The following is a 13560-nucleotide window of genomic DNA, read 5'->3' on the forward strand; positions in this document are numbered from 1 at the left end:
CGCGCGACCGGTGGTGTGACCCGGGGACGGCGGCGCGGTGGGACAATGGAGTCCGTGCCCAGCGCCCTGCCGATCGCCGATCCCGCCCCCGCGGATGGCCTGATCGTCCCCTCGGCGGACGCGGGAGACACCCCGTTCGGCGTCTACGTGCACGTGCCGTTCTGCCGTGTCCGCTGCGGCTACTGCGACTTCAACACCTACACGGCATCGGAACTGCGGGGCGTCCGGCGCGACGACTACGCGGGTCACGCGGTCCAGGAGATCCGGTTCGCGGCGTCCGTCCTCGACCGGTCGGGCGTCGCGCGTCGGCCGGTGTCCACGGTGTTCTTCGGCGGTGGGACCCCGACGATGCTGCCGGCGGACGACCTCGTGATGATCCTTCGCGCGATCGACGACACCTGGGGGATCCTCCCGGGTGCCGAGGTCACGACCGAGGCGAACCCGGACTCGGTCGACGCGGAGTCCCTGGCGACGCTGCGCCGCGGCGGGTTCTCGCGCGTGAGCTTCGGCATGCAGTCCGCGGTGCCCCACGTGCTCGCCACGCTCGACCGGACGCACGACCCGGAGCGGGTCCCGCTCGTGGTGGATGCGGCGCGGGCGGAGGGGCTCGACGTCAGCCTCGACCTCATCTACTCGACGCCGGGGGAGTCACTCGACGACTGGCGCCGTTCGCTCGACGCGGCGATCGCGTACGGGCCGGACCACCTGTCGGCCTACGCGCTCATCGTCGAGGACGGCACGGCCATGGGGCGCGCCGTCGCGAAGGGGCTCCTGCCGGCGCCGGACGACGACCTGGCCGCCGACATGTACGAGGAGGCCGACGCACGTCTTGCTGCCGCCGGGTACAGCTGGTACGAGGTCTCGAACTGGGCCCGCGGTGCCGAGCACGCGAGCCGCCACAACCTGTCCTACTGGAAGGGCCACGACTGGTGGGGGGTGGGTCCGGGGGCGCACTCGGCCGTCGCCGGCACCCGATGGTGGAACGTCAAGCACCCGGCCGCGTACGCCGCGCGCGTGCTCGGGGGCGAATCACCGGCGGCCGGCCGCGAGACGCTCGACGACGAGACCCGGTACGTCGAGCGCGTCCTGCTCGCTGCGCGCGTGCGCGGCGAGCTGGCCACCGCGGAGCTCCGTCCCGAGGCGCGTGGGCGCGTCGCCGGGCTCATCGCGCGCGGACTCGTCGACGGCCGCGCCGCGCTGTCCGGGAGGCTCGACCTCACGCTGCGCGGGCGCCTGCTGGCTGACGCCGTGGTGCGGGAGCTGTTGGACTGACGGACCGCCGGGGGAGCGGCGGGCTGCTGGCGGGCCTCCCGGCCGTGTCCGCCGGCAGGTGACCGACGGTGGTCGTCAGGCGCGGATGAACTCGATGCTGAGCGGGTAGCGGTAGAACTGCCCGGCGTTGGCGCGCACGGCCGCGATGACGCCGAACACGACCTGGATCACGGCGACGGCGAACAGGATGAGGACGCCGATGCCGAGCCACGACGTGATGACGCCGACCGCGTACGCGATCGCCATCGTGAAGTGGAAGTTCAACGCGACCCGCGTGTGCTCGCGGACGAACGGTCCCCGGTCGCGCAGCACGAGGTACCCGACCAGCGGGACGACGAACTGGAAGAAGATCCCGCCGACGTGCACGAGGGTCGCCCAGAGGCGCTGGTCCTCGGGGCGCATCGGCTGCGGCGGCTGGTAGTGCCCCCACTGCTGTCCCCACTGCGGGTCCGGCTGCTGTCCGTAGGGCGGCGTCGTGCTCATGCCGGAAGCGTAACGGCTCGCTGTGACCGGTTCGAGGCCCGGTCGGTCGGAGGTTCGGCGTAGGATCAGCAGTCGGACCCGGAGAGTGCCAGCCCTGTGGCACAGCGGACGGTGCGACCACCGCCGGACCCTCTGGGCGCACATCGCGCACGAGTGGCAGGAGGGAGGGCGCGTCATGGTGTCGGAACGCAGTCTCGAGGTGCTCAAGGCGATCGTGCGCGACTACGTCGCGTCCCGCGAGCCCGTCGGGTCCCGCTCCATCGTCGAGCGGCACGCGTTCGGGGTGTCGTCGGCGACGATCCGGAACGACATGGCCGCCCTCGAGGAAGAACAGCTCATCGTCGCCCCGCACACGTCGTCGGGGCGGGTGCCCACCGACAAGGGCTACCGCGTGTTCGTCAACCACCTGACCGAGGCCCGCCCGCTGTCGAGCGCCCAGCGGCACGCGATCGAGACCTTCCTCGGGCGGTCGAACGACCTCGACGAGGTCCTCGGTCGCACGGTACGTCTGCTCAGCCAGCTCACGAACCAGGTCGCGCTCGTGCAGTACCCCTCGATGATCCGCGCCCGGGTACGGCACGTCGAACTCGTCCGGCTCAGCGAGACCCGGTTCATGAGCGTGCTCATCACGGACACCGCACGCGTCGAGCAGCGCATCCTCGAGACCGATCTCCGCGTCGAGGACGACGCCCTCACCGAACTCCGCGCCGTGCTCGGCTCCGCGGCCGTCGGGCTGCTGCTGCAGGACGTCCCCCGGGTGCTGCTCGGCATCCCCGAACGCGTGCGCCCCGAGCTGCAGGGACTCGCCGCCGTCGTGGTCGCGGCACTCGTCGAGCAGGTCCGGGCCAACCGCCAGGACCGGCTCGTCATGGCGGGTGCGGCGAACCTCGCGAAGAGCGAGGACGACTTCGCCGGCGGCCTGTTCCCCGTGCTCGAGGCGATCGAGGAACAGGTGACCCTGCTCCGGCTCTTCGGCGAGATGCAGCTCGACGCGGTCGCCGTCGCCGCGAGCATCGGCGAGGAGAACGCCGCGTACCTCGGCACCGCCGGGGGACTCGACGCGACGAGCATCGTGGCCGGTGGGTACACCGCGGCCGGGGGCGAGGTCGCCCGGCTCGGCGTGCTCGGCCCGACCCGCATGGACTACGGCACGAACATGGCCGCCGTCCGGGCGGTGGCCAGGTACCTCTCGGGGCTCCTGGCCGACAATTGACCATCCGTCCGGACCGCCGGTCGTCCCGGATCGGGACCACCGTGCGGCGGACGCCGACCACTCCGACAGACTGAGGTGCTGTGGCAGACCACTACGAGGTCCTCGGCGTCGCACGCGACGCCGCCGACGCGGACATCAAGAAGGCGTACCGACGCCTGGCCCGGGAACTCCACCCGGACGTCAACCCGAGCCCGGAGGCGGCAGAGCGGTTCAAGGACGTCACCCACGCCTACGACGTCCTCAGCGACCCGGAGCAGCGGCGCCGCTACGACGCCGGTCCGCAGGACGGCACCTTCGGCGGCGGAGCCGGTGGCTTCGGCGACATCTTCGACGCCTTCTTCGGTGGTGGCGGTGGCGGATTCGGTGCGCGCGGCACCGGGCCGCGGTCGCGCGCCGAGCGCGGCCAGGACGCCCTGCTGCGTGTCGAGGTCGACCTCGAGGAGGTCGTGTTCGGCACGCACAAGGACATCGAGGTCGACACGGCCGTGCTGTGCGAGACCTGCGGCGGCTCGTGCAGCGCGCCCGGGACCCACCCGGTGACCTGCGACATCTGCGGGGGCACCGGGCACGTGCAACGGACCGTCCGGTCGCTCCTCGGCAACGTGGTCACGAGCGCGCCCTGCGGCACCTGCCGCGGGTACGGGACCGTGATCCCGAACCCGTGCCCGACCTGCCAGGGCCAGGGCCGCGTTCGCGCCCGCCGGACGCTCCCCGTCGACATCCCCGCGGGCGTCGACTCCGGTCTGCGGCTGCAGATGCCCGGTCAGGGCGAGGTCGGGCCGGCGGGCGGACCCTCGGGCGACCTGTACCTCGAGGTCAAGGTGCGGCACCACGACGTGTACAGCCGCGACGGCGACGACCTCCTCGCGACACTCGAGGTGCAGATGACCGACGCGATCCTCGGCACGACGACGACCATCGACGGGCTCGACGGGCCGGTCGAGCTCGAGATCCGGCCGGGGGTGCAGAGCGCCGACGTCCTGACGATCAAGGACCGCGGGGTGACGCGACTGCGCGGTGGGGGTCGGGGCGACCTGCGCGTCGGCGTCCAGGTCGTCACGCCGACGAAGCTCTCGCACAAGGAACGCGGTCTCGTCGAACAACTCGCCAAGTCCCGGAAGGCGCCGGCGCCGCAGCTCGCCCGGTTCCAGCAGGGGCTCTTCGGCAAGCTCCGTGACCGCTTCTTCACCTTCTGATCCGTGGCGTCCCTGTACCTGGTCGACGACCTCGCCGGCGTCCGGCCCGGCGACGTCGTGTCGCTCGACGGCGCCGAGGGTCGGCACGCCGTCACGGTCGCGCGGATCCGCCAGGGCGAGGCGCTGCGGATCGGGGACGGTCGGGGCACCGTCGTCAGCGGCGCGGTGGCGGAGGTCGGCCGCGACGCGCTGACGCTCGCGGTCCGGTCCGTGGACGTCGAACCGGAAGGCTCGCCACGGCTCGTGCTCGTCCAGGCACTCGCGAAGGGCGGCCGTGACGAGATGGCGGTCCAGGCGGCGACCGAGATCGGCGTCGACGGCGTGGTGCCCTGGTCGGCCGCACGGAGCGTGTCCCGCTGGGAGGGTCCGAAGACCGAGAAGGGCCGTGCGCGCTGGGGCGCGATCGTCCGCGAGGCGGCGAAACAATCGCTCCGGGCCCGGGTCCCCGACGTCGGACCGCTCGTCACGACCGCGACCCTGGCCGACGGGGCGGGCCTCCCGCCCTCGACGACGGTCCTCGTGCTCGATCCGCTCGCGGAGCAGCCGCTCAGTTCGGTGGCCGTTCCCGAGGGCGCGGGGGCGATCGCACTCGTCGTCGGTCCCGAGGGCGGCATCGCGGACACCGAGTTCGACCGCCTCACCGACGCGGGCGCCACGCGGGTCCGGCTCGGTGCGTCGGTCCTCCGCACGAGCACCGCGGGGCCCGCGGCGCTCGCCGTGCTCCAGGCGCGGCTCGGCCGCTGGTGACGGCTGCCACCGTCGGGGCGCCCGGCGCAGCGCAAGCCCAGCGCGAACAGCTCGGAACGGTGTCGCCAGCACGCCCTACGATGGAGCGATGAGCACCTCGCCGAGCGTCTTCTCGCGGATCGTCGCGCGCGAGATCCCCGCCACCGTCGTCGCCGAGGACGACCGCCTCATCGCGATCGAGGACATCGCTCCGAAGGCGCCCGTCCACGTGCTCGTCGTCCCGAAGACCGAGCAGTACGCCACCGTGGCGGAGCTCGCGGCCGGCGACCCGTCGCTGCTCGCGGACCTCGTCGCGATGGCCCAGCGCGTCGCCGACGAGCGTGCGGGGGGCCAGTTCCGTCTCGTGTTCAACTCCGGTGCGTCCGCCGGACAGACCGTGTTCCACGTCCACGCCCACGTCCTCGCGGGCGACCTCCAGGAAGGCACCCTTGCCGGTTAGCAGCACCGCACACCCCGCATCCTCGTCCGACGAGCCCGAGGTCACCGTCGACCTCGCCGTGGACGGCATCGCCATGGTGCAACTCCTCGGGCCGCAGGACCGCCTGCTCCGCACGGTCGAGCGGCAGTACCCGACCGTCCGCGTGCTGGTCCGCGGCAACGAGGTCAGCCTCACCGGTCCGGAGCGCGACGTCGCACACGCCCGTGTCCTCGTCGACGAGCTCATCACCATGGTGCGTCGCGGCCAGGACATCGGACAGGCGGACGTCGCCACCTCCGCCCGCGTCATCGAGGACGACCGCCGGCCGACCGACCTGTTCGGCACCCCCATCGTGCAGAGCCGCGGCAAGTCCGTCCGGCCCAAGACGGACGGCCAGCGTGCCTACGTCGACGCGATCGACGAGAACACGATCACGTTCGGCATCGGACCGGCCGGCACGGGCAAGACCTACCTCGCCATGGCGAAGGCCGTGCAGGCGCTGCAGCGACGTGAGGTCAACCGGATCATCCTGACCCGCCCGGCGGTGGAGGCCGGTGAGAAGCTCGGGTTCCTGCCCGGCACGCTCACCGACAAGATCGACCCGTACCTCCGGCCGCTGTACGACGCCCTCAACGAGATGATGGACCCCGAGCTGGTCCCGAAGCTCCTGGCGTCCGGCACGGTCGAGGTCGCACCGCTCGCGTACATGCGTGGTCGCACGCTCAACGACTCGTTCGTGGTCCTCGACGAGGCGCAGAACACGACGCCCGAGCAGATGAAGATGTTCCTCACCCGGCTCGGCTTCGGCTCGAAGATGGTCGTCACCGGCGACATCACGCAGGTCGACCTGCCCGCGCAGGTGAGCGGTCTGCGGCTCGTGACCCAGATCCTCGACCAGGTCGACGACATCCACTTCGCGCGCCTGACGAGTGACGACGTCGTCCGTCACACGCTCGTCGGCCGCATCGTGGACGCCTACTCGCGCTACGACGAGGAGCGCCTCGCCGAGCAGGCAGGCGACCGACCGGGCGGTCGTGGCACTCCGTACCGGGGCAACCCCGACGGGACGAACCGCTCGGAGCGCCGTGGGCGACCGCCGCAGGACCGCCAGCAGAGCCCGTACCCGACCAGCGCCCGAGGAGGTAGCCGGTGAGCATCGAGCTGAACAACGAGTCCGGCGTCGAGGTCGACGAGGACGCCGTCCAACGTCTCGCGGCCTTCGCGCTCGATGCCATGCACGTCCACGCCGACGCCGAGCTCGCGATCGTGCTCGTGGACGAGGGCGCGATGGAACAGCTGCACGTCCAGTGGATGGACGAGCCCGGCCCGACCGACGTCCTGAGCTTCCCGATGGACGAACTCCGGCCCGGCACCGAGGACGACCCGACACCTCCCGGACTCCTCGGCGACATCGTGTTGTGTCCCCAGGTCGCGGCGGAGCAGGCGCGGACGGCCGGTCACTCGACGCTCGACGAACTCCTCCTCCTCACCTGCCACGGTGTGCTGCACCTGCTCGGCTTCGACCACGCCGAGCCGGACGAGAAGGCCGAGATGTTCGGGTTGCAGGGCGAGATCCTCAGCGCCTTCGCGGCGCAGCGTCGAGGCCGGTGACCCCGGTGCTCCTGGTCGCCGTGCTGCTCGCGGTGGCGGCCGCACTGGTCGTGCTCGGCGGTCTGCTCGCCGCCTCGGACGCCGCGTTGTCGGTGATGTCCCGAGCGGACCTCGACGAGATCGCCGAGCACAGCCGGTACCGCCGGGCCGTCGAGGCCATCTCCGACGACCCGGGAGCGCACCTCAACGCCCTCAACTTCTTCCGCGTCCTCGCCGAGACGGCGGCGGCCGTGCTCGTCACGGTCGCGCTCGTGCGCGTCTTCGCGGTCTGGTGGGTCGCGCTGCTCGTCTCGGCGGCGGTCATGACGGCCGTCTCCTTCGTCCTCGTGGGGTCGAGTCCGCGGAGCGTCGGCCGTGCCCACGCCGGCCAGCTCATCGCGTGGACGGGCGGCCTCGTGCACGCGGTCCGCATCGTGCTCGGGCCGCTCGCGACCGTCCTCGTCGCGATCGGGGACCGCGTGACCCCGGGGCGGAGCGGAGGGTCGAGCGTCGCGACGGAGGAGCAGCTGCTCAGCATCGTCGACGAGGCGGCCGAGAGCAACGTGCTCGAGGCGGACGACCGCGAGCTCATCCACTCGGTGTTCGAGTTCAGCGACACGCTCGTCCGCGAGGTCATGGTCCCGCGCACGGACATGACGACCGTCGACGTCGACGACACCCTCGCCACCGTGATGGAGCGGTCGCTGCGGTCGGGGGTGTCCCGCATGCCGGTCATCGGCCGTGACAGCGACGACGTCCTCGGGGTCGTCCACCTGCGCGACGTCGCCCGCGCCCTGTACGAGCGCGCGGGATCCGCCACCGCTGACGTCACGACCGTGTTGCGTCCCGCCGAGTTCGTGCCGGAGTCGAAACCGGCGGACGAGACCCTGCGGTTCATGCAGGCGGTGAAGAACCACCTGCTCCTCGTGGTGGACGAGTACGGCGGCGTCGCGGGACTCGTCACCATGGAGGACCTCATCGAGGAACTCGTGGGAGACATCTCGGACGAGTACGACCGCACCGTCGTGGACCGCACCGAGATCCGCCCGGGCGTCTGGCGCATCTCGGCACGGCTTCCGGTCGACGAGCTCGGCGACCTCTTCGGGATGGAGCTCGACGACGACGACGTCGACACGGCGGGTGGCCTGCTCGTCAAGGAGCTCGGCCAGCTGGCCACCGCGGGGGACACCGTCACGGTGTCCGGCGTCGAGCTCACCGCGGAACGGGTGGAAGGCCGACGTCGCGACCTGGTCACCCTGCTCGTCGAGCGGGCACCGACGCCGGACGACGCCCCGGCACTCGACGACGAACCGACCCCCACGACGACGGGACACCACACCGCATGACCACCACCGGATCCACCAGCGATGCCGCCGGGACCCCCTTCCGGGCCGGGTTCGTCTCGTTCGTCGGCCGCCCGAACGTGGGCAAGTCGACCCTGACGAACGCCCTCGTCGGCGAGAAGGTCGCCATCACCTCCTCGAAGCCCCAGACCACCCGACGCGCGATCCGCGGCGTCGTGCACCGGCCCGACGGGCAGGTCGTCATCGTCGACACGCCCGGGGTCCACCGGCCCCGGACGCTGCTCGGGGAGCGCCTCAACGACCTCGTGCAGGCGACCCTCGGTGACGTCGACGTCATCGGGTTCTGCGTGCCCGCGAACGAGCCGATCGGTCCCGGCGACCGGTTCATCAACGCGCAGCTCGACGCCCACCCGCGCGCGCGCACGATCGCGATCGTCACGAAGACCGACCGCGCCTCACGTGAGCAGGTGGCGGCGCAACTGCTCGCGGTGTCCGAACTGCGCGACTGGGACGCGATCGTGCCGACGTCGGGGATCCGCGGCACCCAGCTCGACGAACTCCTGGACGAGGTCGTGCGGCTGCTGCCGGAGTCGCCCGCGCTCTACGACGCCGAGACCGTGACCGAGGAGACCGCGAGCGACCGCGTCGCCGAGCTCGTCCGCGAGGCCGCGCTCGAGGGCGTCCGCGACGAACTGCCGCACTCCCTCGCGGTGGTGATCGACGACATGGTCGAGCGGGACGACGAGGACGACGACACGCTCGACGTGTACGTGAACCTCTTCGTCGAGCGGGACAGCCAGAAGGCGATCGTCATCGGGCGCGGGGGTGAACGCCTGCGGGACGTCGGCTCCCGGGCGCGCGCGGAGATCGAGCGGCTCCTCGGGCGACACGTCTACTTGAACATCCGGGTGAAGGTCGCCAAGGAGTGGCAGCGCGACCCCAAGCAGCTCGGTCGTCTCGGGTTCTGATCGCCAGTCCGGCGTCATCCGATCGGATGACGCCGGGGCGCCTCGCGGGGGACTTCCCGGACGACGGCTGCGTGGGGCCGGTCAGCGGCCGTAGCGTTGTCGGCGTGTTCCGGACCATGCTGCGCAGCCAGATGGCGTTCGACGTCGTGCTGGCGCTCGTCGCGGCGGTCGTCGCGGTCCTGGGCGGCGACCGGTGGTCGGGTCTGACCTGGCTGCTCGGCGGGTTGTTCGGACTCGCCCTGGCGCTCCGACGACTCGCGCCCGGGCGTGGGCTCGCCATCGCGTGGGTGGGCGCACTCGTCCAGATGTACGTCAGCGCGAACGTCGCCGTCGCCGACCTCATGATCCCCGGTGTGCTCTACGGGACGGCCCTCTACGGCTCACCCCGGGTGCGTCGGTTCGGCCTCACGTCGGCGCTGGTGGGGTCCGTGGTCGGCGCGCTGTACCTGACGGTCAAGGAGTACCTCCAGCGATACGACCTCGTCGGCTCGCTCATCGAGCACCCCACGCAGCTCGTGCGCGAGGCGGCGCAGGGCGCGGGCTACTTCGTCGTCATCGTGGCGTTGCTCGTCCTGCCGTGGCTCGCGGGCGCGGTGGCCCGCGCCCGTGGCGTGGCGCGCGTCAGTCTCGAGGCCCAACTCCTCGCCGAGCGCGACGCGGCCCGTTCGGACCGAGCCGTGGCGGTCGAGCAGGAACGGGTGCGCATCGCCCGCGAGATGCACGACATCGTGGCGCACTCGCTCGCGGTCGTGATCGCGCAGGCCGACGGCGCCCGCTACGCGATGCGGTCCTCCCCGGAGAGCGCGGACGCCGCGCTGGCGACGATCGGCGCGACCGCCCGCCGTGCCCTCGGCGACGTCCGTGAGCTCCTCGGCGCACTGCGGCACGACGAGGCGCCGGGTCCGACGCCGGCCCTCGACGACATCGAGCAGCTCGTGCGGGACATGCGGCAGGTCGGCCTGGACGTCCAGGTCGAGCGCGCGGGCGAACCCGAGCACCTGCCCACCACATCGCAGCTCGCCGTCTACCGCGTCGTGCAAGAGGGCCTGACGAACGCGTTGAAGCACGGCGACCGGAGCGGACCCGTCCGACTCGCGCTGCGGTACGCTCCCGACCACGTCGAGGTCGCCGTGGCGAACCGGCTCCCGCCCGAGGGCCACGGCGGCCAGGGCGTCGGGCACGGTCTGGTCGGGATGCGGGAGCGCGCGGCGTTGTCCGGCGGGACGATGTCCGCGGGGCCGACCAACGGTGAGTTCCGGGTGGCCGTCCGGCTGCCCACCGCCGGGAGCACCGGGGCCGTCCCGCTGCCCCGACATGGCCGAGAGGAAGGCGCACGATGACCGCACCGATCCGGGTCGCTCTGGTCGACGACCAGGCGCTGTTCCGCACGGGCATCACGATGCTCGTCGAGTCGCAACCCGACCTGCTGTTCGTCGGTGAGGCGGGCGACGGCGCCGCCGGGGTCGAGCTCGTCCGACGGACGCGGCCCGACGTCGTGCTCATGGACGTCCGGATGCCGGTCATGGACGGCATCACGGCGACCGCCCGCATCGTCGAGGCGCGTGCCGAGGGTGCCGGCCCGCAGGTGCTCGTGCTCACGACCTTCGACTTCGACGAGGCGGCGGCGCGGGCGATCCGTGCCGGTGCGAGCGGCTTCGTGCTCAAGGACGCCGACCCGGAGTTCCTGCTCGCGGCGATCCGGACCGTGCACGCAGGAACGACGGTGTTCGCGGCGGCGGCCACGCGCGACCTGTTGCGCCGGTTCCAGGAACGGTCCGCCCCGCCGGCACCTCCGGCTGCCTTCGCCGACCTGACCCCGCGGGAACGCGAGGTCTTCGACCTCGCCGCGCGTGGGTTGAGCAACGCGGAGATCGCCCGGCACGAGTTCGTCAGCGAGGCGACCGTGAAGACCCACGTCTCCCGTGTCCTCGGGAAGCTCGGGCTCCGCGACCGCGTGCGCCTCGTCGTGTTCGCGCACGAGCACGGCCTGGTCCCTCGAGAGCCGTCGGATCAGCCGCGAGGATGACGGGCGCGCGCCGCGGGACGGACGCGCGCCGGGCCTCCCGGCCGCCAGGCTCGGAGGCATGAACGAACCGATCATCCGTCTGGAACACGTCCGGAAGCAGTACGGCAGCGACGGCCGTGCGGTGGTCGCGCTCGACGACGTCAGCGTCACGATCGCCGCTGGTGCGTTCACGGCGGTGATGGGTCCCTCGGGCTCCGGCAAGTCGACGCTGATGCACGTCGCCGCGGGCCTCGACTCGGTCTCGAGTGGCCGGGTCGTGGTGGACGGCACCGACCTCACGACCCTCGACGACCGCGGACTCACCGACCTGCGCCGACGCCGCCTCGGGTTCGTGTTCCAGTCCTTCAACCTCGTCCCCACGCTCGACGTCCTCGAGAACATCGAGCTGCCGTTCCTGCTCGGAGGCCGCCGTCCGACCGCCGAGGAGCGGGACTTCATCGACCACCTCGTCGGTCGCCTCGGCCTGGCGGATCGACTCGACCACCGACCCCACGAGCTGTCGGGCGGCCAGCAGCAGCGCGTGGCGATCGCGCGCGCGCTCGCCACCCGTCCCGCCGTCGTCGTCGCGGACGAGCCGACCGGAGCCCTCGATTCCCGCACCGGGAGGGACGTCCTCGCGATCCTCCGCGGTGCCGTCGGCGAGTGGGGACAGAGCGTCGTCATGGTGACGCACGACGCCGTCGCGGCCGCCAACGCGGACCGCATCCTGTTCCTCGCCGACGGACGGGTGGTCGGGGACCGGCCGTCCATGACGCCGGCGGAGATCTCGACGACGATGCTCGGGATGGAGGCCGCGGCATGAGCTCGACCAGCGGTACGGACGCGGCCACCGCATCCCGGACGCCACGGCCGCTCCGACGCGCGACCCGACGGCCGACGGCTCGAGGACTCGACACGCTGCGCGCCTTCCGCCCGACGCTGCTCGTCGCGGCGCTCGCCTCGATGTTCGGGACGGTGCTCGTCATCACGCCCGGTGTGGTCGCCGACGCACTGCGCGCCATCGGGCTCGAGGACGTCGGCTCGGTCCAGGCGGTGCTGTCGGTGGTCGGGTGGGTGTTCCTCGCGGTCGCCGTCTACGTCGGCTCGATCGTCACCGCGAACACCTGCAGCACGATCATCGCCGGGCAGACGCGGGTCCTCGCCCTGCAACGGCTCGTCGGGGCGACCGGGGCGGCCCTCCGGCGTGGCATCGGTCGGTCGGGCGTCCTGGTCGGCGTGGTGGGCGCGCTCCTCGGCGGTGTCCTGGGCGTGGGGGTCGCCGCCGCCGTCGTCGCGATGCTGCGTGCCCGACACTTCCTGCCGGACACCACGTACGACCTCGTGCCCGCGGGCATCGTGCTCCCGGTCGGCGCGGTGGTCGTCGCGACCTGGGCGGCGTTCCGGGCGGGGAGCCGGCGCGTGCTCGCCGTGACGCCCCTGCAGGCGCTGTCGAACACGGTCGAACCCACCGCCGCCGACCTCCGCGCCGGTCGTGGTCGCCGCGCGGTCGCGATCACGCTGCTCGTCGTGGGCGCGGCGTCCATGCTCCTCGCCGTCGCGCTCGGCGGCGTCACCGTGCTCGCCGTGCTGCCGGGCACATTCGGCGCGTTCGTCTCGTTCTCGGGCGTCGTCGTCGGAGCACCGCTCGTCATGCCGCCGGTCCTCGCGTTGGCCGGACGGATCGGCTCCCGTGACCCGGTCGTGCTGCTCGCGGGGCGGAACGCGCTCCGCGCCCCGGGACGCACCGCACGTGCGGTGATCGGACTCGTGATCGGCGTGACGCTGCTCGTCACGTTCGCGGTCGCGCTCGGGATCCTCCAGCACGTCTCGGCGCTCTCGGTGCGGGAACTCGGAGGCGGCTCGGCGGCGTCCGCGGCGACCATCCGCTCCGAGGACCACTTCTTCGCCCAGCTCAACGCGGTCGTCAGCGCACTCGTCGGGTTCTCCGGCGTCCTCGCCGCGGTGGGTGTCGTCAACGCCCTGGCGCTCGGGGTCGTGCAGCGGCGCCGCGAGCTCGGCCTCCTCCGGGTGCTCGGCCTGACCGCGTCACAGGTCCGGCGCATGATCGTGACCGAGGCCGTCCAGATGGTCGCCGCCGCCGTCGTCACCGGACTGGTGCTCGGTGTCGTCTACGGCTGGCTGGCGGCGCGGACGCTGCTCGGAACGCTGCACTTCCCGCTGACGCCCGTCCTGCCACCGGTGACCGTGGCGGTGGTGGTGGGCGGCGCGCTCCTGCTCGCCGTCGTGGCGACCGTCGCTCCGGTGCGTCGGGCGATGCGGGTGACACCGCGTGAGGCCCTCGCGGTCGACTGAGGGGTGGGGCCTCCCGGTCGCGGCCACCTGGGCGTCATCGCCCACGGTGGC

The 13560-nt window shown here is 72.5% G+C and carries 14 protein-coding genes; 13 read left to right on the top strand and 1 reads right to left on the bottom strand.

Translation table 11 applies throughout. The features are described 5' to 3' along the window. Positions 1–54: 54 nt before the first annotated feature. Entirely contained in the window at positions 55–1272 is a 1218-nt protein-coding gene (gene hemW, locus DEI81_RS01155; RefSeq protein WP_181434650.1) for a radical SAM family heme chaperone HemW, read from the top strand. A 75-nt stretch (positions 1273–1347) separates the two neighbouring features. On the opposite strand, the gene DEI81_RS01160 is transcribed toward hemW, so the two are convergent. Beyond that, the gene (locus tag DEI81_RS01160) at positions 1348–1755 is read right to left on the bottom strand and encodes a DUF4870 domain-containing protein (protein ID WP_111008669.1); all 408 of its coding nucleotides are present in this window, start codon (positions 1753–1755) and stop codon (positions 1348–1350) included. Positions 1756–1930: 175 nt separating this feature from the next. On the opposite strand from DEI81_RS01160, the gene hrcA reads away from it, so the two are divergent. The 12 genes from hrcA to DEI81_RS01220 all read left to right on the top strand — a co-directional run bounded on the left by hrcA (position 1931) and on the right by DEI81_RS01220 (position 13509). After that, on the top strand, positions 1931–2968 hold the full coding sequence (hrcA, locus tag DEI81_RS01165) for a heat-inducible transcriptional repressor HrcA (protein WP_111008670.1): 1038 nt from the start codon (positions 1931–1933) through the stop codon (positions 2966–2968). An 80-nt stretch (positions 2969–3048) separates the two neighbouring features. After that, positions 3049–4164, top strand: a complete 1116-nt coding sequence (gene dnaJ / locus DEI81_RS01170; RefSeq protein ID WP_111008671.1) for a molecular chaperone DnaJ — start codon at positions 3049–3051, stop codon at positions 4162–4164. Positions 4165–4167: 3 nt separating this feature from the next. Further along, positions 4168–4911: a 16S rRNA (uracil(1498)-N(3))-methyltransferase gene (locus DEI81_RS01175; protein ID WP_111008672.1), complete on the top strand. Its 744-nt coding sequence runs from the start codon at positions 4168–4170 to the stop codon at positions 4909–4911. A gap of 88 nt (positions 4912–4999) precedes the next feature. Then, complete coding sequence (locus tag DEI81_RS01180; protein WP_111008673.1) at positions 5000–5350, top strand: histidine triad nucleotide-binding protein; 351 nt, start codon at positions 5000–5002, stop codon at positions 5348–5350. Next, positions 5340–6482 carry a PhoH family protein gene (locus DEI81_RS01185; RefSeq protein ID WP_258368408.1) on the top strand — a complete coding sequence of 381 codons (1143 nt, stop codon included), beginning with the start codon at positions 5340–5342 and terminating at the stop codon, positions 6480–6482. The genes DEI81_RS01180 and DEI81_RS01185 overlap by 11 nt, the downstream gene beginning before the upstream one ends. After that, a complete protein-coding gene (gene ybeY / locus DEI81_RS01190; RefSeq protein ID WP_111008674.1) occupies positions 6479–6940 on the top strand; it encodes an rRNA maturation RNase YbeY in 462 nt (153 codons plus the stop codon). Before DEI81_RS01185 ends, ybeY begins: the two co-directional genes overlap by 4 nt. Next, positions 6937–8265, top strand: coding sequence for a hemolysin family protein (locus DEI81_RS01195; protein ID WP_258368410.1), 1329 nt, complete (start codon positions 6937–6939; stop codon positions 8263–8265). Before ybeY ends, DEI81_RS01195 begins: the two co-directional genes overlap by 4 nt. Then, positions 8262–9191, top strand: coding sequence for a GTPase Era (era, locus tag DEI81_RS01200; RefSeq protein ID WP_111008675.1), 930 nt, complete (start codon positions 8262–8264; stop codon positions 9189–9191). The genes DEI81_RS01195 and era overlap by 4 nt, the downstream gene beginning before the upstream one ends. Before the next feature lie 104 nt (positions 9192–9295). Further along, positions 9296–10531 (top strand): sensor histidine kinase, encoded by a 1236-nt coding sequence (locus DEI81_RS01205; protein ID WP_220035605.1) that lies wholly within the window; start codon positions 9296–9298, stop codon positions 10529–10531. Continuing rightward, a complete protein-coding gene (locus DEI81_RS01210; protein WP_111008676.1) occupies positions 10528–11217 on the top strand; it encodes a response regulator transcription factor in 690 nt (229 codons plus the stop codon). Before DEI81_RS01205 ends, DEI81_RS01210 begins: the two co-directional genes overlap by 4 nt. A gap of 58 nt (positions 11218–11275) precedes the next feature. After that, on the top strand, positions 11276–12019 hold the full coding sequence (locus DEI81_RS01215; protein ID WP_111008677.1) for an ABC transporter ATP-binding protein: 744 nt from the start codon (positions 11276–11278) through the stop codon (positions 12017–12019). Beyond that, complete coding sequence (locus DEI81_RS01220; protein ID WP_111008678.1) at positions 12016–13509, top strand: ABC transporter permease; 1494 nt, start codon at positions 12016–12018, stop codon at positions 13507–13509. The genes DEI81_RS01215 and DEI81_RS01220 overlap by 4 nt, the downstream gene beginning before the upstream one ends. Positions 13510–13560: the final 51 nt, after the last annotated feature.

It is taken from the genome of Curtobacterium sp. MCBD17_013 (genome assembly GCF_003234565.1).
Classification (GTDB): Bacteria; Actinomycetota; Actinomycetes; order Actinomycetales; family Microbacteriaceae; genus Curtobacterium.

Coding starts and splice junctions, on each gene's coding strand:
- era (WP_111008675.1), top strand. CDS start 8,262: ATGACCACCACCGGATCCACCAGCGATGCCGCCGGGACCCCCTTCCGG.
- DEI81_RS01220 (WP_111008678.1), top strand. CDS start 12,016: ATGAGCTCGACCAGCGGTACGGACGCGGCCACCGCATCCCGGACGCCA.
- DEI81_RS01215 (WP_111008677.1), top strand. CDS start 11,276: ATGAACGAACCGATCATCCGTCTGGAACACGTCCGGAAGCAGTACGGC.
- DEI81_RS01160 (WP_111008669.1), bottom strand. CDS start 1,755: ATGAGCACGACGCCGCCCTACGGACAGCAGCCGGACCCGCAGTGGGGA.
- hrcA (WP_111008670.1), top strand. CDS start 1,931: ATGGTGTCGGAACGCAGTCTCGAGGTGCTCAAGGCGATCGTGCGCGAC.
- DEI81_RS01180 (WP_111008673.1), top strand. CDS start 5,000: ATGAGCACCTCGCCGAGCGTCTTCTCGCGGATCGTCGCGCGCGAGATC.
- DEI81_RS01210 (WP_111008676.1), top strand. CDS start 10,528: ATGACCGCACCGATCCGGGTCGCTCTGGTCGACGACCAGGCGCTGTTC.